22 protein-coding genes are annotated in these 24129 nt (G+C 69.2%); 7 read left to right on the top strand and 15 right to left on the bottom strand.

The features are described from left to right. Positions 1–64 precede the first annotated feature (64 nt). Positions 65–3079 carry a bifunctional [glutamine synthetase] adenylyltransferase/[glutamine synthetase]-adenylyl-L-tyrosine phosphorylase gene (locus tag JOE30_RS17385; protein ID WP_204868195.1) on the top strand — a complete coding sequence of 1005 codons (3015 nt, stop codon included), beginning with the start codon at positions 65–67 and terminating at the stop codon, positions 3077–3079. 87 nt (positions 3080–3166) lie between these two features. On the opposite strand, the gene JOE30_RS17380 is transcribed toward JOE30_RS17385, so the two are convergent. From JOE30_RS17380 to glnA, 5 genes are all read right to left on the bottom strand, one after another. Then, positions 3167–4141 (bottom strand): glycine betaine ABC transporter substrate-binding protein, encoded by a 975-nt coding sequence (locus tag JOE30_RS17380; protein WP_204868192.1) that lies wholly within the window; start codon positions 4139–4141, stop codon positions 3167–3169. Then, entirely contained in the window at positions 4141–4953 is an 813-nt protein-coding gene (locus JOE30_RS17375; protein ID WP_204868190.1) for an ABC transporter permease, read from the bottom strand. The genes JOE30_RS17380 and JOE30_RS17375 overlap by 1 nt, the downstream gene beginning before the upstream one ends. Further along, positions 4950–6155: an ABC transporter ATP-binding protein gene (locus JOE30_RS17370; protein WP_204868188.1), complete on the bottom strand. Its 1206-nt coding sequence runs from the start codon at positions 6153–6155 to the stop codon at positions 4950–4952. The genes JOE30_RS17375 and JOE30_RS17370 overlap by 4 nt, the downstream gene beginning before the upstream one ends. Next, positions 6148–6798, bottom strand: a complete 651-nt coding sequence (locus tag JOE30_RS17365; RefSeq protein ID WP_027505793.1) for an ABC transporter permease — start codon at positions 6796–6798, stop codon at positions 6148–6150. Before JOE30_RS17365 ends, JOE30_RS17370 begins: the two co-directional genes overlap by 8 nt. A 238-nt stretch (positions 6799–7036) precedes the next feature. Next, the gene (gene glnA, locus JOE30_RS17360; protein ID WP_027505794.1) at positions 7037–8473 is read right to left on the bottom strand and encodes a type I glutamate--ammonia ligase; all 1437 of its coding nucleotides are present in this window, start codon (positions 8471–8473) and stop codon (positions 7037–7039) included. A 226-nt stretch (positions 8474–8699) separates the two neighbouring features. Here glnA and JOE30_RS17355 point away from each other — a divergent pair, with 226 nt between their 5' ends. Further along, positions 8700–9173, top strand: a complete 474-nt coding sequence (locus JOE30_RS17355; RefSeq protein WP_204868187.1) for an RDD family protein — start codon at positions 8700–8702, stop codon at positions 9171–9173. A gap of 15 nt (positions 9174–9188) precedes the next feature. Here JOE30_RS17355 and JOE30_RS17350 read toward each other — a convergent pair whose 3' ends face one another. From JOE30_RS17350 to sucB, 5 genes are all read right to left on the bottom strand, one after another. Then, entirely contained in the window at positions 9189–9941 is a 753-nt protein-coding gene (locus JOE30_RS17350) for a DUF4191 domain-containing protein (protein ID WP_056445665.1), read from the bottom strand. A gap of 82 nt (positions 9942–10023) precedes the next feature. Next, a complete protein-coding gene (lipA, locus tag JOE30_RS17345) occupies positions 10024–11061 on the bottom strand; it encodes a lipoyl synthase (protein WP_307806222.1) in 1038 nt (345 codons plus the stop codon). Positions 11062–11085: 24 nt separating this feature from the next. Then, the gene (lipB, locus tag JOE30_RS17340; protein ID WP_204868186.1) at positions 11086–11853 is read right to left on the bottom strand and encodes a lipoyl(octanoyl) transferase LipB; all 768 of its coding nucleotides are present in this window, start codon (positions 11851–11853) and stop codon (positions 11086–11088) included. A gap of 24 nt (positions 11854–11877) precedes the next feature. Continuing rightward, positions 11878–12765: a TIGR01777 family oxidoreductase gene (locus tag JOE30_RS17335; RefSeq protein ID WP_056445658.1), complete on the bottom strand. Its 888-nt coding sequence runs from the start codon at positions 12763–12765 to the stop codon at positions 11878–11880. 138 nt (positions 12766–12903) lie between these two features. Continuing rightward, entirely contained in the window at positions 12904–14769 is a 1866-nt protein-coding gene (sucB, locus tag JOE30_RS17330) for a 2-oxoglutarate dehydrogenase, E2 component, dihydrolipoamide succinyltransferase (RefSeq protein WP_204868185.1), read from the bottom strand. Between the two features lie 310 nt (positions 14770–15079). On the opposite strand from sucB, the gene JOE30_RS17325 reads away from it, so the two are divergent. After that, a complete protein-coding gene (locus JOE30_RS17325) occupies positions 15080–15415 on the top strand; it encodes an oxidoreductase (protein WP_204868184.1) in 336 nt (111 codons plus the stop codon). 33 nt (positions 15416–15448) lie between these two features. Here JOE30_RS17325 and JOE30_RS17320 read toward each other — a convergent pair whose 3' ends face one another. After that, positions 15449–16957, bottom strand: a complete 1509-nt coding sequence (locus JOE30_RS17320; RefSeq protein ID WP_204868183.1) for a leucyl aminopeptidase — start codon at positions 16955–16957, stop codon at positions 15449–15451. Between the two features lie 105 nt (positions 16958–17062). On the opposite strand from JOE30_RS17320, the gene gcvT reads away from it, so the two are divergent. Further along, positions 17063–18178: a glycine cleavage system aminomethyltransferase GcvT gene (gene gcvT / locus JOE30_RS17315; protein WP_204868181.1), complete on the top strand. Its 1116-nt coding sequence runs from the start codon at positions 17063–17065 to the stop codon at positions 18176–18178. 33 nt (positions 18179–18211) lie between these two features. Then, a complete protein-coding gene (locus tag JOE30_RS17310) occupies positions 18212–19315 on the top strand; it encodes a branched-chain amino acid aminotransferase (protein WP_027505804.1) in 1104 nt (367 codons plus the stop codon). A 4-nt stretch (positions 19316–19319) separates the two neighbouring features. On the opposite strand, the gene cobS is transcribed toward JOE30_RS17310, so the two are convergent. The 4 genes from cobS to JOE30_RS17290 are packed head-to-tail and all read right to left on the bottom strand — an operon-like array spanning position 19320 to position 22367. Then, positions 19320–20072, bottom strand: coding sequence for an adenosylcobinamide-GDP ribazoletransferase (gene cobS / locus JOE30_RS17305; protein WP_371831683.1), 753 nt, complete (start codon positions 20070–20072; stop codon positions 19320–19322). Further along, entirely contained in the window at positions 20072–21127 is a 1056-nt protein-coding gene (cobT, locus tag JOE30_RS17300; protein ID WP_371831682.1) for a nicotinate-nucleotide--dimethylbenzimidazole phosphoribosyltransferase, read from the bottom strand. The genes cobS and cobT overlap by 1 nt, the downstream gene beginning before the upstream one ends. Next, positions 21121–21687: a bifunctional adenosylcobinamide kinase/adenosylcobinamide-phosphate guanylyltransferase gene (locus tag JOE30_RS17295; RefSeq protein WP_307806221.1), complete on the bottom strand. Its 567-nt coding sequence runs from the start codon at positions 21685–21687 to the stop codon at positions 21121–21123. Before JOE30_RS17295 ends, cobT begins: the two co-directional genes overlap by 7 nt. An 11-nt stretch (positions 21688–21698) precedes the next feature. Next, a complete protein-coding gene (locus JOE30_RS17290) occupies positions 21699–22367 on the bottom strand; it encodes a DUF3043 domain-containing protein (RefSeq protein ID WP_371831681.1) in 669 nt (222 codons plus the stop codon). Positions 22368–22452: 85 nt separating this feature from the next. On the opposite strand from JOE30_RS17290, the gene JOE30_RS17285 reads away from it, so the two are divergent. Both JOE30_RS17285 and JOE30_RS17280 read left to right on the top strand, forming a co-directional pair. Next, positions 22453–23502, top strand: a complete 1050-nt coding sequence (locus JOE30_RS17285; RefSeq protein WP_204868178.1) for a glycerate kinase — start codon at positions 22453–22455, stop codon at positions 23500–23502. Positions 23503–23599: 97 nt separating this feature from the next. Further along, positions 23600–23980, top strand: a complete 381-nt coding sequence (locus tag JOE30_RS17280) for an iron-sulfur cluster assembly accessory protein (RefSeq protein WP_027505809.1) — start codon at positions 23600–23602, stop codon at positions 23978–23980. The last annotated feature ends 149 nt before the right edge of the window (positions 23981–24129 follow it).

The raw sequence follows: 24129 nt of genomic DNA, 5'->3' as shown, positions 1-24129 counted from the left end.
TCCACCCGACGTTCGCTGACGCCGACCCGGCGGTCGATTCGTACACCGTGGTGGAGGCTCGCTCGTGATTCCGCCCAGTTCCCGCTCCACCGTGCCGAGCCCCGGACGGCTCGGTCTCGTCGAGGCGTCGGCCGCGGCGAACCTGTCGCTCCTGGGCTGGACCGACGAGGACAGCACCGAACTGCTGTGGTCGCTCTCGCGCTCGCCCGACGCCGATCTCGCGCTGCGCACCCTCGCGCGCCTCGCCGAGGATCTCGGTGACGGCTGGTCCGAGCTCGACGCCCGCCTGCGCACCGACAAGAGCCTGCGCGGCCGCATGTTCGCTCTCGCCGGATCGTCCAGCGCTCTCGGCGACCACCTGGTGTCCGAGCCGGACAAGTGGCGCCTGCTCACCACCTGCACGGAGTCGTTGCCCACGGCCGACGAGCTGCGCGAGTCGATGCTCGCAAGCGTCGGTGCCGTCGCGGAGGCGGGCGACGACGCCCTCGGTCAGGTGTTCCGGGCCGAGCTGACCGGACCCAAGGCCATCATCGCGCTGCGCACCGCGTACCGCGACCACCTCATGATCCTGGCCGCCGCCGATCTCGCGGCGACCGTGGAGAACGAGCCCGTCGTTCCCTACGAGGTGGTCGGTCGTCAGCTGTCCGATCTGGCGGACGCGGCGCTCACCGCGGCACTGTCCGTGGCCGTCACCGTCACGTTCCCCGACGGGCCCTGCTCGGTCCGACTCGCGGTCATCGCGATGGGCAAGTGCGGTGCGCAGGAACTGAACTACGTGAGCGACGTCGACGTCGTCTTCGTCGCCGAACCCTCCAATTCCCTCGCCACCCGCATGGCCGGCGAGATGATGCGCATCGGCTCGTCCGCCTTCTTCGAGGTCGACGCCGCACTGCGCCCCGAGGGCAAGCAGGGCGAACTGGTCCGCACCCTCGACTCGCACCTGGCGTACTACCAGCGGTGGGCGAAGACCTGGGAGTTCCAGGCGTTGCTCAAGGCGCGCGCCATGACCGGTGACGCCGAGCTGGGCCAGGCCTACGTCGACGCGGTGACGCCGATGGTGTGGGTGGCCAGTGAGCGCGAGGACTTCGTTCCCGAGGTGCAGGCGATGCGCCGCCGCGTCGAGGAGATGGTGCCGGCCGAGCTGCGCGAGCGCGAGATCAAGCTGGGGCGCGGCAGCCTGCGTGACGTCGAGTTCGCGGTCCAGCTGCTGCAACTCGTGCACGGACGAGCCGACGACTCCCTCCACGAACGCGGTACCGTCGCCGCGTTGTCCGCTCTCGCCACCGGTGGCTACATCGGGCGTGACGACGCGGCCAACCTCACCGCGTCCTACGAGTTCCTCCGCCTCATCGAGCACCGGCTGCAGCTGCAGAAGCTGCAGCGCACGCACCTCCTGCCGCCGGACGACGACGACGAGGCGATGCGCTGGCTCGCCCGCGCCGCCCATATGCGTCCCGACGGCAACCACGACGCGACCGGCGTTCTGCGCCAGGAGATCCGTCGCAACGCCCAGCGGATCCGGCGGTTGCACGCTCGGCTGTTCTATCGTCCTCTGCTCGAATCGGTGGCCCGGCTGGACAGCGACTCGCTGCGCCTCAGTTCCGATTCCGCGATCCGGCAGCTCTCGGCGCTCGGCTACTCGGCTCCGCAGAACGCGCTCGGGCACCTGAGCGCACTAGTCGGCATGGGTGCGCGCAAGGGTCGCATCCAGTCGCTCCTGCTGCCGACGCTGCTCGAATGGCTGGGTGACACACCGGATCCCGACGCCGGCCTGCTGGCCTACCGGCGACTGTCCGAGGAGGTCGCCGAGCAGTCCTGGTTCCTGCGCCTGGTCCGTGACGAGGGCCCGGTGGCGCAGCGCCTGATGCAGGTGCTCGGGTCATCGGAGTACCTGCGCGGTGTGTTGGTCAACGCGCCGGAGGTCATCCGGCTCTTCGCCGACGGATCGACCGGCCCCAAACTGCTCGACGTCGATCCCACCGAGACGTACGGCGCCATCCTCAAGTCCTCGGCGCGCTACGACGATCCGGTGCGCGCGGTCGCGGCGGCGCGGTCCCTGCGTCGCTACGAGCTGGCGCGGGTGGCCTCGGCGGACATCCTCGGACTGCTCGAGGTCCCGGAGGTGTGCCGGGCGCTGTCCTCGGTGTGGGCAGCGGTCATCAATGCCGCCCTGGACGCGGCGGTCCGTGCGTCCGTCGCCGAGCGCGGCGGCACTGCTCCCGCGTCCATCGCCATCATCGGCATGGGCCGACTCGGCGGTGGTGAACTGGGCTACGGGTCCGACGCCGACGTGTTGTTCGTGTGTGAACCGGCCGAGGGCGCCGACGACAGCGACGCCGTCAAGTGGGCCAACGCCATCGCTGACCGCGTCCGCAAGCTCCTGGGTTCGCCGAGCCAGGACCCGCCGCTCGAGGTCGACACCGGACTGCGTCCCGAGGGGCGCAACGGGCCTGTCGTGCGCACACTCTCGGCCTACGACGCGTACTACTCGCAGTGGGCGCAGCCCTGGGAGGTGCAGGCGCTGCTCCGCGCCCATCAGGTCGCCGGCGATCAGGACCTGGGAATCCGGTTCCTGCTCATGGCCGACCGCATCCGGTACCCCGAGGGCGGTGTCTCCGAGGACGCCGTTCGCGAGATCCGTCGCATCAAGGCTCGGGTCGACGCGGAGCGACTGCCCAAGGGAGCCGACCCGAAGACGCACACCAAGCTGGGGCGCGGCGGACTGGCCGACGTCGAGTGGACCGTGCAGCTGTTGCAACTGCGTCACGCCCACCGCATACCGGCGCTGCACAACACCTCGACCCTGGAGTGCCTGGACGCGATCGGCGCCGCGGAGCTCATGAGCCCGGGCGACGTCGACCTGCTGCGCCAGGCGTGGCTCACCGCCACCAAGGCCCGCAACGCGCTGGTCCTGGTGCGCGGCAAGCCGACCGATCAGTTGCCGGCTCCCGGCAAGGTGCTGTCGGCCGTCGCGCAGGTGGCCGGCTGGCCCAGTGGCGACGCGGGGGAGTTCCTCGACAACTACCTGCGCGTCACCCGTCGGGCGAAAGCCGTGGTCGAGCGGGCGTTCGGGTCCTGACTCGTACCGGTTCTGCACAGAGAACGACCCCGCTCGGCCGGATGTGCCGGGCGGGGTCGTCTTCCGTTCTGGGCGAATGCCTCGGTGTCAGTCGGCCCCGGCGGTGACGAAGCCCTGCTGCACCATCCAGTCACGCGCCACCTCGGCGGGTTCCCGGCCATCGACGTCGACCTGCTTGTTCAGCTCGGTGATGGCGTCGATGGTCAGTGCCGCGGACACGGGGGCGGTGATCTCTGCGATCTCCGGGTAGCGGTCGGCGATCTCCTGACGGATGTTCACCGTCGCGTTGTAGCGCGGGAAGAACAGCTTGTCGTCTTCGACGACCACCAGGTCGAGGCCCTTGATGCGACCGTCGGTGGTGAACACCTCGCCGAACTTGCACTGCGAGCCGTCCGCCGTCGCCTGGTAGATGATGCCCGTCTGCAGGATCTGGCGATTCACCGCGTCGGCGTCGAAACCGTACGCCGCCGCCATGCCGGGGAATCCGTCCTGGCGGGAGTTGAACTCGGTCTCCACGCACACCGCTGCGGCCGCAGGATCACGTTGCACCAGCGCGGCGTAGTCGGACAGCGTCTTCACGCCGGTCTCCTCCGCCGTCTGCTGGTTCATCGCGAGTGCGTACGTGTTGTCCATCGGCGCCGGGTTGACCCAGACGATGCCGTTCTCCTCGTCCGCGTCGCGTACCGCCTCGTACTGCTCGGTCGCGTCGGGAATGGGAGTCTCGTTGCCGAGGTAGTTGATCCAGCCGGTGCCGGTGTACTCGTAGGCGACATCGACCTGGCCGCTGATCATGGCTTGGCGCGTGCTGTTGGATCCCGAGATGTTCGTGAGGTCGCGGACGTCCGCACCCGCCGCCTCGAGTGCGAACTCCAGGATGTACCCGAGGACGATCTGCTCGGTGAAGTCCTTGGAGCCGACGGTGAGCTCGGCGCCCTCGAGACCCGGCTGCGCCGTGATGCTTCCGGGTTCGACGGCCAGGGGCACCGCGCTGCCGGACTGCAGCCCGCAGCTGGTGAGGGCGAGGGTGGAGACCGCGCACAGTGCGATCAGGGTACGGCGCATCAGCGCAGTCCTTTCGGTCCGAGGAAGGCCTCGGCGAGAGCGCCCAACCAGTCGACGAGCAATGCCAGCGCCACCGCGAGCACAGCGCCCACGACGAGGATGAGCGGCTGATTGAGCTTGTACCCGGTGTCGATCAGCACGCCGAGGCCGCCGGCGCCGACGAGGAAGCTCAGCGTGGCGGTACCGACAGCCAGCACGAGAGAGGTGCGCAGGCCGGCGAGGATGTACGGCACCGCGAGCGGGAACTCGATGCGCCACAGGATGCCGGAACCCGACATACCCTGTCCGCGAGCGGCATCGATGTAACTCGCGTCCACCTGTTGGAACCCCAGCATGGTGTTCCGCAGCACCGGGAGCAGCGAGTAGAACGCGATCGGCAGGACACCGACCCAGAATCCGGTACTGCCGGTCGCGAGGAACAGCAGCACCAGCAGGCCGACCGCCGGCGCTGCCTGACCGATGTTCGCGATGCCGATGAAGACGGGAGCGAGCCGTCGATAGCCGTTGCGGGTGAGGATGATTCCGAGCGGCACCGCGATCAGGACGACGAGCGCCGTGACGACGAACGTGATCAGCACGTGCTCCAGAACGCGCTGCGAGATCGTGGCGACGTTGATCGTCGCCGCCTGCGTCGCCGTGAGATCACGCGTGAGGGCGTAGACCAGCGTGACCACCACGAGGACGAGAACCAGTGCGGGCTGAACGAACAGACGGACCCGTTCGGCTCGGCGCGCTGCCCTGGCCGCGGACTTCGCATCGCCCTCGGCGTCGGCGGGATCGTCGACGACGGACGCCTCGACCGACGCCGTCACGACGACGCGCCCGAGACGGACGCCGCGCCGGTGTCGACCACGTCGTCGTGGTCGTGCGCGTGCTGCGAACGGATGGTCTTGATGGTGTCGATCAGCGCCTCGATGGTGACGGTGCCGACGTATTCGCCGCGCTTGCCCGTCACGGTCGCGGTCGCGTTGCCCTCGGCGAGCAGTGCCTCGAGCGCGTCCTGCAGCGTGGACTGGATCGACACGAGCTCACCGATCGGCACACCGACGTCGCGGAGGCTGCCCACGCCGGCGAGGTGACGACGGTCGGTCCACCGGATGGGCCGCTTGCGGGAGTCGAGGATGAGACCCCATGCCTCCGGATCGGTGCCGAGTGCCCGGTTCATCGTCTCGACCGGCTCGTCCTCACCGAAGGCGGGAACGTCGCTGAGCTCGATGTCGCGCACCCGCATGAGGGTGAGCTGCTTGAGGGCCGCACCGGCGCCGACGAAGCCGGCCACCGTCTCGTCGGCGGGATTGGCCAGCACGGCCTCGGGGGTGTCGTACTGCAGGATGCGGGACTGGTTGCCCAGGACGGCGATCCGGTCACCCAGCTTGACGGCCTCGTCGAAGTCGTGCGTCACGAAGACGATGGTCTTGCCCAGCTCGGCCTGCAGGCGCATCAGCTCGTCCTGCAGGAGACCGCGGGTGATGGGGTCGACGGCACCGAAGGGCTCGTCCATCAACAGCACCGGGGGATCGGCCGCCAGCGCGCGGGCCACACCCACGCGCTGCTGCTGCCCACCGGAGAGCTGGCGCGGGTAGCGCTCGCGGTACTGGCCCGGATCGAGTCCGACCAGATCGAGCATCTCGTCGGTGCGGTCGGAGATCTTCTTCTTGTTCCACCCGATGAGCCCGGGGACCATACCGACGTTCTGCGCGATCGTCATGTGCGGGAACAGGCCGGCCTGCTGGATCGAGTAGCCGATGGTGCGTCGCAGCTCGTTCGGATCGATGGACAGCGCGTCCTTGCCGCCGATCGTGATGCGACCGGACGTGGGCTCGATGAGGCGGTTGATCATCCGCATCGTCGTCGTCTTGCCGCAGCCCGACGGTCCGACCAACACGACGACCTCACCCGCGGGGATGGTGAGCGACACGTGGTCGACCGCGGCGGCCTTCTGGTTGGGGTAGGACTTCGTCACGTCCTCGAGGACGATCTCTGCTCCGGTGGTGGTGCGAGTCGTGTCAGTCACGGATACCCCTCGAGGTGGTGAGTTTGCCGATCAGGACGTAGATCCCGTCGAGGATCAGCGCCAGGATGACGATCAGGACGGTGCCGGTGAGGGCCTGGGGAACTGCGGTGGGGCTGCCGACGCGGGCGAGGCCGGAGAACAGGAGATTGCCGAGGCCGGGGCCCTTGGCGTACGCGGCGATGGCGAGAATGCCCATCGCCATCTGGGTGCTGACACGCATCCCGGTGAGAATCGACGGCCATGCGAGAGGAATCTCGATGCGACGCAACACGGTGGCTCGGCTCATGCCGATACCGCGTGCCGCATCGCTGACCGCCGGATTCACCGCGTCGAGTCCGACCACCGTGTTCCGGATGATCGGCAGCAGCGAGTACAGCACCAGCGCGGTGACGGTGGGCTTGACGCCGAGACCGAGAATGGGAATCAGCAGTCCCAGCAGTGCGAACGACGGGATGGTGAGCACCGTGCTCGCGAGAGCGGTGGCGACGGCGGAGCCGGCGGGACTGCGGTAGACGAGAACTCCGATGGCGACGCCCAGGATGGTCGCGATGACGACACACTGGACGACGGCGGAGACGTGGAGATAGGAATCGATCGCGAGCTGCCTTCGGCGGCCGACGATGAAGTCCCACAGAGCATCCATCAGGTGCAGATCCTTCGCTCGGCAACAGGAGAGACGCGACTGTGGTGGTGCCACGACGTCCGGCGACCGGGTGGATCGTCACCCGGAACACAGCGGACATTCGTGTCTACCCCGAAAGTGCGCAGTTCAATCCAGCTTTCGGTCATGTCGTGTCCGCATCGTTCCCGAATCGTCCCGGAAACGACGCGAGCCCGCGCCGGACAGGGTCCGGAGCGGGCTCGACGTGGTGCAACGGGACTCAGCAGTCGTAGTACAGCTGGAACTCGTACGGATGCGGACGGAGGTTCACCGGCGCGATCTCGTTCTCACGCTTGAGCGAGATCCAGGTCTCGATCAGGTCGGTGGTGAAGACGCCACCGGCGGTGAGGTACTCGTGGTCGGCCTCGAGGCGGTCGATCACGGCAGGCAGCGACGTAGGTGCCTGCGGGATGTTCTTGGCCTCCTCCGGCGGGAGCTCGTAGAGATCCTTGTCGACGGGGGCGAGCGGCTCGATCTTGTTCTTGATGCCGTCCAGGCCGGCCATCATCTGCGCGGCGAACGACAGGTACGGGTTACCGGACGCGTCGGGTGCGCGGAACTCGAGACGCTTGGCCTTCGGGTTGTTGCCCGTGGTGGGGATACGGACGGCGGCCGAGCGGTTGCGGCCCGAGTACACCAGGTTGATGGGGGCCTCGTAGCCCGGCACCAGACGGTGGTACGAGTTGATCGTCGGGTTCGTGAACGCCAGCAGCGACGGCGCGTGGTGCAGGATGCCGCCGATGTAGTGACGAGCGAGATCCGACAGACCCGCGTAGCCCTTCTCGTCGTAGAAGAGCGGCTTGCCGTCCTTCCAGAGCGACTGGTGGACGTGCATGCCCGAGCCGTTGTCACCGAACAGCGGCTTCGGCATGAAGGTCGCGGACTTGCCGTGCTGCCAGCAGGTGTTCTTGACGATGTACTTGAACAGCTGCAGGTCGTCGGCTGCACGCAGCATGGTGTTGAACTTGTAGTTGATCTCCTGCTGACCGCCGGTGCCGACCTCGTGGTGGCCGCGCTCGAGCTCGAAGCCCGCGTTCTGCAGGTTGGTGGAGATGGCGTCACGGATGTCGACGTAGTGGTCGTACGGCGCGACGGGGAAGTAGCCGCCCTTCGGGCGGACCTTGTAGCCGAGGTTGGGGGACCCGTCGGCCTCGGTCTCGGCGCCGGTGTTCCAGGCGCCGGAGCTCGAGTCGAGCTCGTAGAACGCGCCGTTCATCTGGGAGTCGTAGCGCACCGAGTCGAAGATGTAGAACTCGGCCTCGGGACCGAAGAACGCGGTGTCGGCGATGCCGGTGCTGGCGAGGTACTCCTCGGCCTTGCGTGCGACGTTGCGGGGGTCGCGGCTGTAGGACTCGCGGGTGTACGGATCGTGGACGAAAAAGTCCATGTTCAGCGTCTTGGCGTGACGGAACGGGTCGATCTGAGCGGTGCCGTAATCGGGCAGCAGCATCATGTCCGACTCGTGGATCGACTGGAAGCCACGCACGGACGAGCCATCGAACGCGAGACCGTCTTCGAGGGTGTCCTTGGTGAACGCCTTCGCCGCGATCGAGAAGTGCTGCTGGATACCCGGGAGATCGGTGAAACGGATGTCGACGTACTCGACGCTCTCGTCCGCTATGTACTTGATGACCTCTTCGGCCGTGGTGAAATCCACGCTGGAACTCCTTCTTGTCGAGTGCTGGTCCGCGACGTCTGTGTGAGTGCGGCAGCTGCGCCACGCCGACGGTAGGGAAGTGGTGTTGCCTCACCGTCAAGTCCGTGTTTCGTCGGTGTTACGCGTCCCGTCGTCGCAGCTGGTGGCCGGTGGGAAGGCTCTCCCGCCGGGGCGACACCTATCCTGGAGCAATGGCACCGGACTCACACCAGTATGGAGAACACTCATGGCACGGATGACCGGATCATGGCTCTCGGGCCCCGCCGCCGCGCTGCCCGACGGTGACCACGAGCAGCAGGCCTACCAGGGCGAGTACCTGGGACTTCCCAAGGTGGGGCCGGGTTCGCTCGCGCCCACAGCGAGGCGTGTGGCGGCGTTGGCCATCGATTGGTTGATGTCGATGGGTGTGTCCGCGCTGTTCCTCGGCGGCAGTGTCGCCGGGGGCAACCTGTCGACTCTGACCCTCGGTGTGTGGTTCCTGCTCGGCTTCGTGTCCGTGAGTTTGTTCTCCTTCACGCCCGGTCAGTTCTGCATGGGCATGCAGGTGGCGCGCATCGACGCTCCGGGCCGCGTGGGAGTCGTGCGCGCACTGGTACGTCAGGTCTTCATCGCGTTCGTGGTGCCCGCCGTCATCACCGACATCGACAGCCGCGGCATGCACGACCGCGCGACGGGCACCGCACTCCTCATGTCCCGGTAGTGGGGCCGGAGGCCACTAGCGACGCTTGATGGTGCGCTGCACGCCCTTCATCTTCGCGCCGCCCGGCATCGGCCCCTTGGGGAGTGCCGGGCCGCCGCGGGCGCCCAGCGCCGAGAGGCGTGACTCGATGGTCTCCATGCGCTTGCTGTCGATGTTCTTCGGCAGCTTGGTCAGGTACTTCTGCAGCTGCGAGAGCGGAACCTGGCCCTCGTCGTTGCCCACGACCACGTCGTAGATGGGGGTGTCGCCGACGAGGCGCGCAGTCTTCTTCTTCTCCTGCGCCAGCAGTGCCTTCACGCGCTGCGGTGCGCCCTCGGCCACCAGGATGACGCCGGGACGACCGATGACGCGGTGCACGGCGTCCAGCTGCGTGGTGCCGGCGATGGCGGTCTTGACACGCCACCCGCCCTGCAGGTTGTCCAGTGCCCACGCGGCGGCGCCGGCCTGGCCCTCGGCCTTGCCGTACACCGACTTCTGCACGCGACGACCGAAGATCACGAATGCGATGAGCACACCGATGAGGAGCCCGAACGGCAGCAGGAGCCACTCGATCCCGAAGATCAGTCCGATCAGAAAGAACAGCACCGCCATACCGACGACCGATCCGATCATCAGCGGCAGGAGGAGCTTGTCCTCCTTGCGCTGCATCTGGAAGGCCTGCCACAACTGGGAGCGCCGTTCCTTCGAGGCCTGCTTGCGTGCTGCCTTCGCCGCGGCCTTCGCCTCTTTCGAGGCCTTGCCCTTGCCTGCTGTACCGCCGTTCGCCATGACTCCCAGGATAGGCGCAGACGCAGCGCGGCCCGCCATCCGGTAGGACGGCGGGCCGCGTGGTGTCGCTGGGGGTGTGAGGTCAGCGGGCTGCCAGGCGCGCCATCAGCGAGCTGGCTTCCTGGGACGCCTCGCCGCCGTGCTCGAGGTGGGACATGTTCTCGGAGATCGCACGGCCGTGGTGAGCCATGGCCTGCGCGTAGAGGCGACCCGCGCGGTACGAGGAGCGGACCAGGGGACCGGCGAGGACGCCGGCGTAGCCCATGGCCTCGGCGGCCTTGGAGTGTTCGACGAATTCCTCCGGCTTGGCCCACCGGTCGACCGGATGGTGTCGCGGCGACGGGCGCAGGTACTGGGTGATGGTGAGGATGTCGCAGCCGGCGTCATGCAGGTCCTGCATCGCCTGCGTGACCTCCTCGTAGGTCTCGCCCATGCCCAGGATCAGATTCGACTTGGTCACCAGGCCGGCGTCGCGCGCTGCGGTGATGACGTCGAGGCTGCGCTGGTAGCGGAACGCGGGACGGATGCGCTTGAAGATGCGCGGCACCGTCTCGACGTTGTGCGCGAGCACCTCGGGGCGCGAGGAGAAGACCTCGGCCAGCTGGCCGGGGTCGGCGTTGAAGTCGGGGATCAGCAGTTCGACACCGGTGTTGGGGTTGAGGCGCTTGATCTCACGCACGGTCTCGGCGTACAGCCAGGCGCCGCCGTCCTCGAGATCGTCGCGGGCGACACCCGTGATGGTGGAGTAGCGCAGACCCATCGCCTGCACCGATTCGGCCACGCGGCGCGGCTCGTCCCGATCGAGGTCGGCAGGTTTGCCGGTGTCGATCTGGCAGAAGTCGCAGCGACGGGTGCACTGCTCACCGCCGATGAGGAACGTGGCTTCGCGGTCTTCCCAGCATTCGTAGATGTTGGGACACCCGGCCTCTTCGCACACCGTGTGCAGTCCCTCGCGCTTGACGAGTCCCTTGAGTTCTGAGTACTCGGGGCCCATCTTCGCGCGGGTCTTGATCCACGACGGTTTGCGTTCGATCGGGGTCTCCGCGTTTCGGATCTCGAGGCGGAGAAGCTTGCGTCCGTTCGGAGCTTGTGCAGGAGAGTTCTCGGGTGCGACGGTCACCGCATCGATGCTACTCGCGGGGGGTCATCCGCCGAAGTTCACCGTGGTGAAGCGTGGGGTGGGTGCGACGGGCGTTCTGTCCAGATCGTGCACCGCCAACGGCAGGCGTCCGTCGAGTGCGTCCAGGATGCGCTGCGTGACAGCGGGAGTGACCTCGTCGACGGTCACGTCGCGGCCGAGTTCGTCCGACAGCGTGGTGACGCCGGCGTCCGCGATACCGCACGGAACGATGGTGCCGAAGCCCTCCAGAGACGCATTGCAGTTCAGGGCGAAGCCGTGCAGAGCGACTCCCCGCTGCACACGGACCCCGATGGCAGCGACCTTGCGTTCGGGCTGCCATCCCGGACCAGAATTTCGGGCTCCGCGCACCTCGCCGGCCGCGAGCCAGACGCCCGAGCGGCCGTCGATACGCCCGACCACCAGGCCCAGGTCGGTGCACACGGCGATGAGTGCCTCCTCGATCAGCCGGACGTACCGCACGACGTCGACGGGTTCCGCGAGCCGCACGATGGGATAGCCGACCAGCTGCCCGGGGCCGTGCCAGGTGATCTTGCCGCCGCGGTCGACGTCGATGACAGGGGTGCCGTCGCGCGGCCGATCCTCGGGAGCCGTACGCCGACCCGCGGTGAAGACTGCCGGGTGCTCGAGAAGCAGCAGCTCGTCGGCGCCGACGTTCTCGGCACGACGGCCGGCGACCTCGCGCTGGATCTCGAGAGCCTCGAGGTAGTCGATCGTGCCGAGCGAACGCACGAGCATCGGCCGGGAGTCGGCGCGGGCGGAGCGGGTGATCATGACATCGAAGAGTACGCCGCCGGGTCAGCCGACGGTGTCCGCGAGCGCCTCTCCGATGGTGTTGTGCTCGAACGTGAATCCGTGCTTCTCGAGCACCGCGGGGATGGCTCGCGGATTGTGCAGGATGGCCTCGTTCGCGAACTCGCCGATGATCGCGGAGATCGCGAACCCGGGCACCATCCACGGTGCCGGGCGATGCACCGCACGCGACATGGCGCTGTTGAACTGGGCATTGGTCACCGGGGCGGGCCCCTGAAGGTTGACCGGTCCGGTGATGTCCTGATTCTCGAGGGTGAAGACGATCGCCCGGACCTCGTCCGTCAGCGAGATCCACGGGAAGTACTGGCGGCCGCTGCCGAGCCGACCGCCCAGCGCGAAGAGGTACAGCGGGCGGAGCTTGCCCATCATGCCGCCGTGCCGGGACAGGACGGCAGCACTGCGCAGGAACACCACCCGGACGCCGTTCGAGGCCGCGAAGGACGTGGCGTCCTCCCAGTCGCGACACACCTCGGCGAGGAAGCCCGTGCCGACCGGCGCCGTCTCGTCGACCACGGTGTCGCCGGTGTCACCGTAGAAGTTGATGCCGCTGGCGTTGACGAGCGTCGGCACCTTCGCCTCGACGACGGCGCGGGAGATCACCTCGGTGGGGACGATGCGACTGTCACGGACGGCCTGCTTGTACGCGCCGGTCCACCGCTTGTCGCCGATCCCGACACCGCACAGGTTCACCACGGCGTCGGCGCCCTTCAGCGCCTCCGGGTCGAGCGATCCGGCGGTGGGATCCCAGCCGATCTCGTCCGGCCCCGCGGGTGCACGGCGAACGAGGCGGAACACGTCGTGTCCTCCGCTGCGCAGCGCCGCCACGAGCGACGTGCCGATGAGTCCGGACGAACCTGCGATGACGATGCGCACGAGTGAATGCCTCCTGGGACGGCGATGGGGGCACCCACCACACGACGTGCGGCGAGTGCCCCCTCGTTCGACAGGTCACAGATTCCCGGAGGTCGGGGCTGCGAAGAGTCGGGGACCTCCGAGATTACCGAAGAAGCGTCAGAGGCCGAGGTCGGCTTCGAACGCGCCCTCCTCGAGGCGCTGCTTGATGGTGGTCAGGAAGCGACCCGCATCGGCGCCGTCGACGAGACGGTGGTCGTACGTGAGCGGCAGGAACGCCATGGAGCGGACACCGATGGACTCGCTGCCCGAGGCGTCGGTCACCACGACCGGGCGCTTGACGATGGCCCCGGTGCCCAGCATGGCGGCCTGCGGCGGAACCAGGATCGGCGTGTCGAACAGAGCGCCCTGGCTGCCGATGTTGGTGATGGTGAACGTGCCACCGGACAGCTCGTCCGGCTTGAGGCCGTTCGACCGTGCCCGTGCCGCGATGTCCGCGATGGCGCGTGCGATGCCGGCCAGCGACAGGTCGCCCGCGTTGTGGATGACGGGGGAGAGGAGACCCTGCTCGGTGTCCACCGCGATGCCCAGGTGCTCGGCGTCGTGGTAGGTGATCTCCTTCTTCTCCTCGTCGATGCTCGCGTTCACGTTGGGGTGAACCTTGAGCGCCTCGACGACGGCCTTCGCGAAGAATGGCAGGAACGTCAGGTTGACGCCCTCGCGCTCCTTGAACGTGGCCTTGGCGCGGGTGCGCAGTGCTGCCACCTTGGTCAGGTCGACCTCGAACACCTGCGTGAGCTGCGCCGACGTCTGCAGCGACTCGCGGGTCTTCTTGGCGGTGATCTGCCGGATGCGGTTGATCTTCTGCGTCGAACCGCGCAGGTGCGCGAGTTCGGGCCGCACGCCGGCAGTGGACGGCGCCGAGGGCGTGGCGGACGCGGCCGGAGCTGCGGCAGCCGGAGCGGCCTCCTCCTTCGCGGGCGCCTTCTTCGCCTCGGCGGCGGCGAGGACGTCCTGCTTGCGGATGCGCCCACCCACGCCGGTTCCCGACACGGAGTTCAGGTCGACGTCGTTCTCCTGCGCGAGCTTGCGCACGAGCGGCGTGACGTACGGGCTGGAACCGCCGGCGTTCGAGCCGCCGGCCGGCGCCTCGGACTGCGACTTCGACGAGTTCTCGGACTTGCTCTCGGACTTCGGCTCCGGCGTGTAGACCTCACCGGCGGGCTCGGGATCGGCCTGCTTGGCGGGCTTCTCGGCGGGCTTCGCTTCGGCCTTGGGCTCCGGCTTCTTCTCCGGCTCGGGCTTCTTCTCGGGCTCCGGCTCGGGCTCGGGCGCGGACTCCTTCTTCGCGGGAGCGCCGGAACCGATGACGGCGAGCTGACCGCCGACCTCGACGGTGTCGTCCTCCTCGGCGCTGATCTCGAGCAGGGTACCGGCGACCGGCGACGGGATCTCGGTGTCGACCTTGTCGGTGGAGACCTCGAGGAGCGGCTCGTCCACGGCGACCTCGTCGCCGACGGCCTTGAGCCACCGGGTGACGGTGCCCTCGGTGACGGACTCGCCCAGTTCGGGCATCGTGACGGGGGTGCCGTCGCCGCCACCGGCGGAACCGCTGCTCGCACCGCCGTCGTCGTCGCTCTCGGGTGCGGGCGCCTCGGCCTCACTCTCGCCCTCGACGGACGCCTGCTCGGCGGCGTCGGACGGGCCTGCGTCGGCTTCGTCGCTGCTCGAGTCGTCGCTGCTCGAGTCGTCGCTGCTCGAGTCGTCGCCGTCGGACGGGGCCTCGTCCGCGTCACCGATGACACCGAGCTCACCGCCGATCTCGACGGTGTCGTCCTCCTGCGCGACGATCTTGGTCAGGACACCCGCTGCCGGAGAGGGAATCTCCGTGTCCACCTTGTCGGTGGAGACTTCGAGCAAGGGTTCGTCGACTTCGACCGTGTCCCCCTCCTGTTTCAGCCACCGTGTGACAGTCCCCTCGGTGACGCTTTCACCGAGAGCTGGCATCTGGACGGAGAAGGTCATGTCTGTTGACTCCTCGACAAGTTGTAGTACGGGTGTAGCGGCTCGTGGTCGCTAGCGGGTGTGGTGTCTAGCCGGTCGCGGTACGTGCACCATTGTGGCCGCGTCGCACCGTTCTCGCGGCGAGTTGTGCCGGTAACGGGTGACGCGCACCGTGAGATGGTTCACGCGATGCCCGATCATCCTGTCACTTCGTGAGACGGTTCGCGCTCGGTGGGGTCGGCGTGCCGTACGGATGATGGTGTGGACCGGATTGAGTGCATTTCGTGCACGCGAGAGTCGCGTGCGCTGCCCGACGGATGGAGGAGACACCGTGGGACTGTTCGACAGATTCAAGCGTTCGGGTCGATCCCGAGGCGGAGCGTCGTCCTCGTCCGACAGAGCTCATCTCGCCGACTGGACGGCCGCACGCATCGGCGTCGAGGCCTACGTCGAACCGGAGACGACGGTCACCCCGATCACCGTGGTGCTGGTGGCGAACGACGGTGAGTGGACCCGCCGCGCGGTGGGCGGCGAGAAGGGCGCACGCAAGCTGGGCGAGGACCTGAAGATCCCGGTCTACGACGTGCGCAAGACCGGGTACCCGCAGCGGATGCGGGACCACGACGCCCGACAGAAGATCATCCGGCGGCGCGAGCAGGGAGCCTGAGCTCCCCGCTCGCGCGAGCGGCGCCGGAGAGCGTCAGCCCTGCTCGGCGATGTCCTCGAGCACCGAGATCATGGTGCGCACCGGGACACCGGTGCCGCCCTTGCTCGTGTAGCCGTGCGGCCCGCCGGTGTTGAACGCCGGCCCGGCGACGTCGATGTGCGCCCACTGGACGCCCTCGGCGACGAACTCCTTCAGGTAGAGCCCGGCCGCGAGCATGCCGCCCCACCGGTGGTTGGTGACGTTGGCGAGATCGGCGACGCGGGAGTCGAGATCGGGTCGCAGTTCGGCAGGCAGCGGCATGGCCCAGGCGTTCTCGCCGATGCGCTGCGAGATGGCGGCGACGCGGTCGCGGAACACCTCGGTGCCCATGACACCCGGGGTGCGGGTGCCGAGGGCGACCATCTGCGCTCCGGTGAGGGTCGCGGTGTCGATGAGGTAGTCCGGTTCGTCCTCGCAGGCGCGCACGATGGCGTCGGCGAGAATGAGGCGGCCCTCGGCGTCGGTGTTGATGACCTCGACCGTGGTGCCGCCGTACTGGGTCAGCACGTCGCCGGGACGCTGCGCCGTGGACGACGGCATGTTCTCGGCCATCGGCACCGTCGCGGTGACGTCGATCGGCAGCTTCAGCTTGGCCGCCAGCACCACCGTCGCGACGACGGCGGCCGCGCCGGCCATGTCCGAGGTCATGTTCTCCATGCCCGCCGCGGGCTTGATCGAGATGCCGCCGGTGTCGAACGTGATGCCCTTGCCGACGAGAGCGACGGTGGGGGACTTCTTCTTGCCGCCGGACCAGGACAGCCGGACCAGACGCGGCGGGCGGGACGAGCCCTTCCCGACGCCGATGATGCCGCCATAGCCCCCGCGCTCGAGTGCCTTCTCGTCGAGCACCTGCACGGTGAGGCCGGCCTCGGTCCCGAGGGCACGGGCCCGCTCGGCGAACTCGGCCGGGAAGAGGTGACTCGGGGGCGTGTTGACGAGGTCACGGGCGGTGGCGACCGCCTCGGCGACGGCCTCGGAGCGCGCGAGTTCGGCGCGAGCCTGCTTGTCGCGCGGGGATCCCACGAGCAGATCCACCCGGGCGATCGGCGTCGCGTCCTCCGCGGGTGCCGACTTCTGCTTGTACTCGCTGAACTGGTACGCGCCGAGGTAGAGGCCCTCCGCGGCGGCGGCGAGGCCGACGGCGGACAGTGTAGTCGCGACGTGGCCGATGCCGGTGAGCGCGCGCGCAGCCGAACCGGCCGCGCGACGCAGCACGTCGTCGGAGCGCTCGGCGGCGGTGCCCAGGCCGACGGCGAGAACGCTGGCGGCGGGCAGGGACGAGGGCGCGGGAACGCGGGTGACCTGGTCGGCTCGGCCGGTGGCGCCGAGGGCCGTGACCGCGGCGAGGACGTCGGCTGCGGCGTTCCCGAGGAAGTCCTCGCCGACGATGCGGACACCGTCGTCGGTCTTCTCGAGTCCGACGACGACGACCTCGACGGCCTTGTCGATGGTTCCGGCGAGGACCAGTTCGGGTCCGAGTGTGCGCTGCGACTGACTGCTCACGTGCTGCTGCTCCTGATGGTCGGGGACGGTCGGTGGGGGTGGAGCGACGCAGTCGATCGTATGCCGACCCCGACATCGGGCTCGTCTGAGTTAGCGTTCCCCACCATGAGCGAAGAGTTGTTGCACGGTCCGGTCCACGAGGCGCACGTCGCCCTCGGAGCCACGTTCGCCCCCTTCGGCGGGTGGACGATGCCGGTGTCGTACGCGGGCACCGTCTCCGAGCACACGTCGACGCGCACCACCGCGGGGTTGTTCGACGTGAGCCACCTGGGCAAGGCTGTCGTCTCCGGTCCCGGCGCCGCGGCGTACGTCGACTCGGTGCTGACCAACGCCCTCGACCGCATCGGGCCCGGCCAGGCGCAGTACACGTTGTGCTGCACCGAGAACGGGGGAGTGGTCGACGATCTGATCGCCTACCTCGTCTCCGACGACGAGGTTTTCCTCGTGCCCAACGCGGCCAACACCGCCGCCGTGGTCGACGTGCTCGCGCAGGGTGCCCCGGCCGGCATCGAGGTCCGCTCGGCGCACCGGGAGTACGGCGTCCTGGCCGTGCAGGGGCCGTGGTCGGCCGACGTCCTCGCCGCCGTCGGGCTGCCGTCCTCTCTCGACTACATGGCGTTCGAGGACGTCGCGTTCGGATCCGGCTCGGTACGGGTCTGTCGCACCGGCTACACGGGGGAACACGGCTACGAGCTGCTGCCGCAATGGGACACGGCCGCGTCGCTGTTCGAGGCGCTGCTGGGTGCGGTGCGCGAGGTGGGCGGCGAGCCCGCCGGCCTCGGAGCGCGCGACACGCTGCGTACCGAGATGGGCTACCCGCTGCACGGGCACGAGCTGTCCGTCGACATCAGTCCGCTGGAGGCTCGCTGCGGCTGGGCGGTGGGCTGGAAGAAGGACGCGTTCCGCGGACGCGACGCCCTCCTGGCGCAGAAGGAGGCGGGCGCACCCCGCACCCTCGTCGGCCTCCGCGCCGTCGGACGCGGTGTGCTGCGTCCGGGTCTGACCGTCTTGCGCCCCGGGAATTCGGTCGGCACCGGAGAACCGGTCGGTGTGACCACGTCCGGCACCTTCTCGCCGACCCTGAAGGTGGGCATCGCGCTCGCGTTGCTCGACACCGCGGCGGGCGTCGCCGTCGGCGACGCGGTCGACGTGGACGTGCGTGGTCGGGCGATCGCGTGCGAGGTGGTCAGGCCGCCGTTCGTCGAGGCGCACGTGCGGTGAGATGCCACACCACCCTGCTTTAGAGTGTTCGGCATGACTGGCCTGGAATTCACGCGTCACGAGCACCCGTCGCCCGCCACCGCGGAGGCGCGGGCAGCGGTGTTGCAGGCGCCCGGATTCGGCGTGCACTTCACCGATCACATGGTGGCCATCGACTACGACGCCGGCACCGGCTGGCACGACGCGGTGGTGACGCCCTACGCGCCGTTCCCGATGGATCCTGCGGCCATGGTTCTGCACTACGGCCAGGCCATCTTCGAAGGTCTCAAGGTCTACCGCCAGCCCGACGGCAGTCTCGCGTCGTTCCGTCCCGGCGCGAACGCGGAGCGCCTGCAGAGCTCGGCCGCGCGGTTGGCGATGCCGGCCCTGCCGGTGGAGCTGTTCCGAGAGTCGATCGAGCAGCTGCTCGCCGTCGACCACGAGTGGGTGCCCGTGGCCGGCGGCGAGGACGCGCTCTACCTGCGGCCCTTCATGTTCGCCACGGAGGCGGGACTGGGCGTGCGCCCGTCGTCCTCCTATCGCTACCTCCTCATCGCTTCGCCCGCCGGCGCGTACTTCCCGCGCGGGGTCAAGCCGGTCAGCGTGTGGCTCTCCACCGAGTACGTGCGCGCGGCGCCGGGCGGCACCGGCGCCGCGAAGTTCGCGGGCAACTACGCGGCCTCCCTGCTGGCCCAGGCGCAGGCCGCGGACCAGGGCTGCGACCAGGTCGTGTGGCTCGACGCTCTCGAGCGCCGCTACGTCGAGGAGATGGGCGGGATGAACCTGTTCTTCGTCTTCGGCTCCGGCCCCGACGCGCGGTTGGTCACGCCGTCCCTGTCCGGCTCGCTGCTGCCCGGCATCACGCGTGACTCGCTGTTGGCGCTCGCCACCGACGCGGGCTTCGCCGTGGAGGAGCGCAAGATCTCCACGGACGAGTGGCAGAAGAAGGCGGAGTCGGGCGAGATCACCGAGGTCTTCGCGTGCGGCACCGCGGCCGTGATCACCCCCGTCGGCAGCGTGAAGTCCGCCGAGGGCGACTTCCGCATCGGTACCGGAGAGCCCGGCGAGGTCACCATGGCGCTGCGCGACACGCTCACCGGCATCCAGCGCGGCACCTTCGCCGACACCCACGGCTGGATGAGCACGCTGCGCGACTGATCGGTCAGTCGACGAGGCAGAGCACGAGCACCACGGCGGTGGTCAGCTCGATGCTCGCCCCGAGTACGTCACCGACGAGACCGCCGAATCGCCGAACGCAGTGCCGGGCGATCACAGTGACGGCAGCGAGTGCCGCCGCGACGGCGGCCACGCCCTGCAGCGGGGCGCCGGGGACGGCGAGCAGCCCGGCGGCGAGTGCCACGAGGACCCACAGTGTCACCGCGACGGGTGACTGCGACGCCGCCACGAGCGAGCCGAAGCCACTGCCGGTGGCGGCGGGTACCGAACGGCGGCACACGATCACGACAGCGCACCGCGCCGCCACGGCCGCGACCACGATCGCGAGAGTGTCACCCCGAGAAGCGAGTTCGCCCATGGCCACCGCTTGCACGCCGAGAACCAGGACGAGAGTCGCGGCCCCGAACGGCCCGGTGGACCCGGACTTCATGATCGCCAGCGCACGCTCGGCCGGGCCGTAGGACCCGAGTCCGTCCGCAGTGTCCGCGAGCCCGTCGAGATGCATACCGCGGGTCAGCAGCGCGAGAGTGCCGACGCCGAGCAGTCCCGCGAGCAGTGGCGGCAGGTCGGCGGCGGCGCACAGCCACACCACCAGTGCCGCCGCGCCGCCCAGTGCCAGGCCGACGAGCGGGACGATCCCGATCGCACGGCGTGCGTCGTCGCGATCGACGGCGTCCGGACCACGCACCGGCAGCACCGTCAACCAGGAGAACGCCAGGCGCACCGGGTCCAGGAACATCAGGGCCGCGTGCTCACTCCGGCATCGGAGAACGTTGCCATGTCGGCAAGTGTCGCGACGGCCCCGGACAGGATCGGCAGAGCGACCATCGCCCCCGAGCCCTCGCCGAGGCGCATCGACAGGTCGAGCAGGGGATCGAGCCGCAGGTGCGCGAGCGCCAACGCGTGTGCCGGTTCCGTCGACCGGTGGCCGGCCAGCCACCACGCCGAGGCGCCGACCGAGAGATCGTTCGCGACCAGAGCCGCCGCCGTGACGACGACGCCGTCGAGCAGCACCGGTGTGCGACGTACCGCGGCCTGCACCAGGAAGCCGGTCATCGCGGCGAGATCGGCGCCGCCGACGGTGCGCAGCAGTGCGATCGGGTCGCGGGTGACGGGGCGCGCACGCCGCAGGGCGTCGCGGATCGCGGCGGTCTTGCGGATCCACCCAGCATCGTCGATGCCGGTGCCGCGTCCGACCGCCGCCACCGGTTCGGTGTTGGTGACGGCAGCGATCAGCACGGTGGCGGGGGTGGTGTTGCCGATGCCCATGTCGCCGGCGATCAACAGATCGGCGCCGCCGTCGACCTCCTCGTCGGCGATGTCGCGGCCTGCTGTCAGGGCGGCGATCACCTCGTCCTGCGACAGTGCGTCCTCGCGGTCGATCGAGCCGCTGGAGCGACGTACCTTGTGCGACGAGACGGACTCGTCGGTGTCCGCGTCGACCGCGATGTCCACCACCCGCACGGTCGCACCGGAGACCGTCGCCAACGCGTTGATCGCGGCGCCGCCCGCGGCGATGTTCGCGACCATCTGCGCCGTCACCTCGGGCGGGTACGCGGAGACCCCGCCGCGGGCGATGCCGTGATCGCCGGCGAAGACCACGGCGCGAGCCCGAGCGAACCGATGCGGAGGGCTCACGCCCTGGCACGACGCGACCCACACGGCGAGGTCCTCGAGGCGGCCGAGCGACTCCGCGGGCTTGGTCAACGACGACTGTCTGGCCCTCGCCTCACGGGCGATGTCGGCGTCGGGTGGATCCACCGGACGGAACAGTGCGGAACTCTCGGTCACCACGTGCCTCTCGATCGGTCGGTGGGTCGGTCACTCGGTCGGGTGAGGGGAACGGACAACCCGGCCACCACCAGCGTCACCGCGTCACACACCTGTGCGAGACGGGCGTTCGCGGCACCGATCTCGTCGCGGAAGAGTCTGCCCGCCCGCGACTCCGGGATCACGCCCAGACCCACCTCGGGGGAGACGAGCACGAGCGGACCCTCGAACCGGTCGACGGCCGCCACCAGGTCGTCGACCGCGGCCACGACCGTGCCGCGCGGCGAGTCCCACGCGTGCAGATCGTCCAGCGCGCCGGTGAGCCAGGTCCCCAGGTCGTCGACCAGTGTGGGCACACCGTCCCGCAGTGCCTCGGACAGTGCCGCGTACGAGGTGATCTCGACCGTGGACCAGTGCGCCGGCCGCGTCCGTCGATGCGTGTCGATGCGGGCGTCCCAGTCGGCGTCCGCGCTGTTCCGACGCCCGGTGGCCACGTATCGGACCTCGGGGTGATCGTCCAGCAACGACTCCGCATGGCCGGACTTGCCGGACCGGGCACCTCCGAGGACGAGTGTGCGCGTCACCGCGGATGCGCTCAGACCGCGTCGCCGGGACCGACGCGAGGCTTGGGGGCACGCATCTTGCGAACCTGCGACGCGCGGACGAACGAGTACCAGCCGAGCTTGAAGCCGCCGTCCGGAGTCTCGGGGAAACGGTCCCGCACCTTGTTGTTGACGCGGCGGCCGAGCAGGTAGCCGTCGATACCCATGAAGATCATCATGATGAACAGTGCGAGCGTGACGATCGACTGCACCTCGGGGCTGAGGAACAGCGCCACGAGCAGGATCAGGGCCATCGGCATGAAGAGCCCGACGAAGTTGCGACGCGAGTCGACCAGGTCACGCGCGTAGGCGCGGACGGGACCCTTGTCGCGGGGGAGGAGGAACTTGTCCTCGCCGGCCATCATGCGGGCACGCTGGTCGGCGGCCTTCGCGCGACGTTCGGCCGAGGCGGCCTTGCGCTCGTCCTTGCTGCCCCGTGTCGCCTTGCGTCGTGCCCGGGCCTCCTTGGCCGTCAGCGGTGCCGGTGCGACGGGGCCACGGCGGCGGCCCTCGGCCTCACGCCGCGAGGGCGTCGGACGACCCTTGCCGAGGCTGACGTTGCCGCGGGTCTGCGCCGTGCTCTCGTCCACGCTCGTCGATTCGTGGTCGACGGGGGTCTGGGTGTCGGACTTGTCACTCGACTTACCGAAGGGCAGCTTCACCCCCACAGGTTATTCGACGTTCACCACCACGCGAACACCGCAGTCACGGGCTCTCACGACCGGCGCTCCTCGTTAGAGTGTTCCGATGCGCGTTCTCATCGCCCCCGATTCCTTCGGAGACACCCTGACCGCGGCCGAAGCAGCCGACGCCATCGCGGCGGGGTGGTCGAGCGCGCGCGACGACGAGCTGATCCTCGCGCCCCAGTCCGACGGCGGACCGGGGTTCGTCGACGCACTCGCGGCCGACGGCGGCGAGGTGATCGAGTCGACCGTGTCCGGACCTCTCGGTGATGCCGTGACCGCGCGCTGGTTGCTCGACGGCGCCACCGCCTACGTGGAGGTCGCGCAGACCATCGGTCTCGCACTACTGGGTCGTACGCCGGATCCGGAGTCGGCCGTCGCGGCGACCAGCAGGGGAGTGGGGCAGATCGTCGCGGAGGCGCTGACCCGCGGTGCGACCACCGTGGTGGTCGGTCTCGGTGGCAGCAGCTCGACAGACGGCGGCGCGGGCATGATCGAGTCTCTCGGGGGACCTGATGCGGCGGTCGCGGCTCTCGCGGACGTCGACCTCGTCGCGGCGACCGACGTCGACAATCCGTTGCTGGGCCCGGCCGGTGCGGCCGCGGTGTTCGGACCGCAGAAGGGTGCGGACGCGGACGCCGTGCGCGTGCTGGAGGAGCGGAACGCCGACTGGTGCGTCGAGCTCGATCGCATCGCAGGGCGCGCGGTGGCGGACCTGCCGGGGGCGGGTGCTGCCGGTGGTCTGGGCGCCGCACTGCTCGCGCTGGGAGCGACCCGCACCTCCGGGGCCGATCTGGTGGCCGAGCGCACCCGACGCCACGACGTGATGCCGACGGTCGACCTGGTGCTCACAGGTGAGGGAAAGTTCGACTCGCAGTCGCTGCGCGGGAAGGTCGTCACCGCCCTCGCGGGATCGGCCCGCGAGCACGGTGTGCGCACGGTGGTCCTCGCCGGTCAGGTGCGTCTGGGCGAGGACGACATGCGGGCCGCGGGCATCGAGTCGGCGCACTCGGTGACCGATTTCGCCGGATCGGTCGACCTCGCCATGTCGGACGCGCGTGCCCAGCTGACCGGACTCGCGGCAGACGTCGCCCGTACCGGCTCCTGGGCGTGACCGCCCCGGCGATCGTGTGGAATAGCGGGGTCGGGAGTACCGTTGACTGTGTTCGCCGGCGTTGTCGCCGAGAGGGCACGAACGATAGGGAGAACCCATGACTGTGCAGAACGACGTCGCCACCAGTGACGTGACCACCACCGACACCGAGACGCACGCCGTCCTGATGACCGAAGCGGCCTCGTCCAAGGCCAAGGCACTGCTCGATCAGGAAGGCCGCGACGACCTGGCGCTGCGCATCGCGGTTCAGCCCGGCGGGTGCGCAGGGCTGCGCTACCAGCTGTTCTTCGACGACCGCTCGCTCGACGGCGACCTGGTCAAGGACTTCGGCGGCGTCACGCTCGCCGTGGACCGGATGAGCGCGCCGTACGTCGAGGGCGCATCGATCGACTTCGTCGACACCATCGAGAAGCAGGGCTTCACGATCGACAACCCCAACGCCACGGGTTCGTGCGCGTGCGGTGACTCCTTCAACTGAGTCCCGAGTAGTCCCCGCCGTCCCCGGCACCCTGTCACTGGGTGTCGGGGACGGCGTGTGTCCGGGGGCGTCCGTCTGGTGGGGTTCACCGGCTCGTCACCCGGGTAAGGTTCACAGCAGTCCTCCTCCACCTGCTGCGAAAGGCCCTC

This window comes from Rhodococcus sp. PvP016, from assembly GCF_017832185.1.
Lineage (GTDB): Bacteria > Actinomycetota > Actinomycetes > Mycobacteriales > Mycobacteriaceae > Rhodococcoides.
This window is presented reverse-complemented; position numbering and strand designations above follow the sequence as displayed.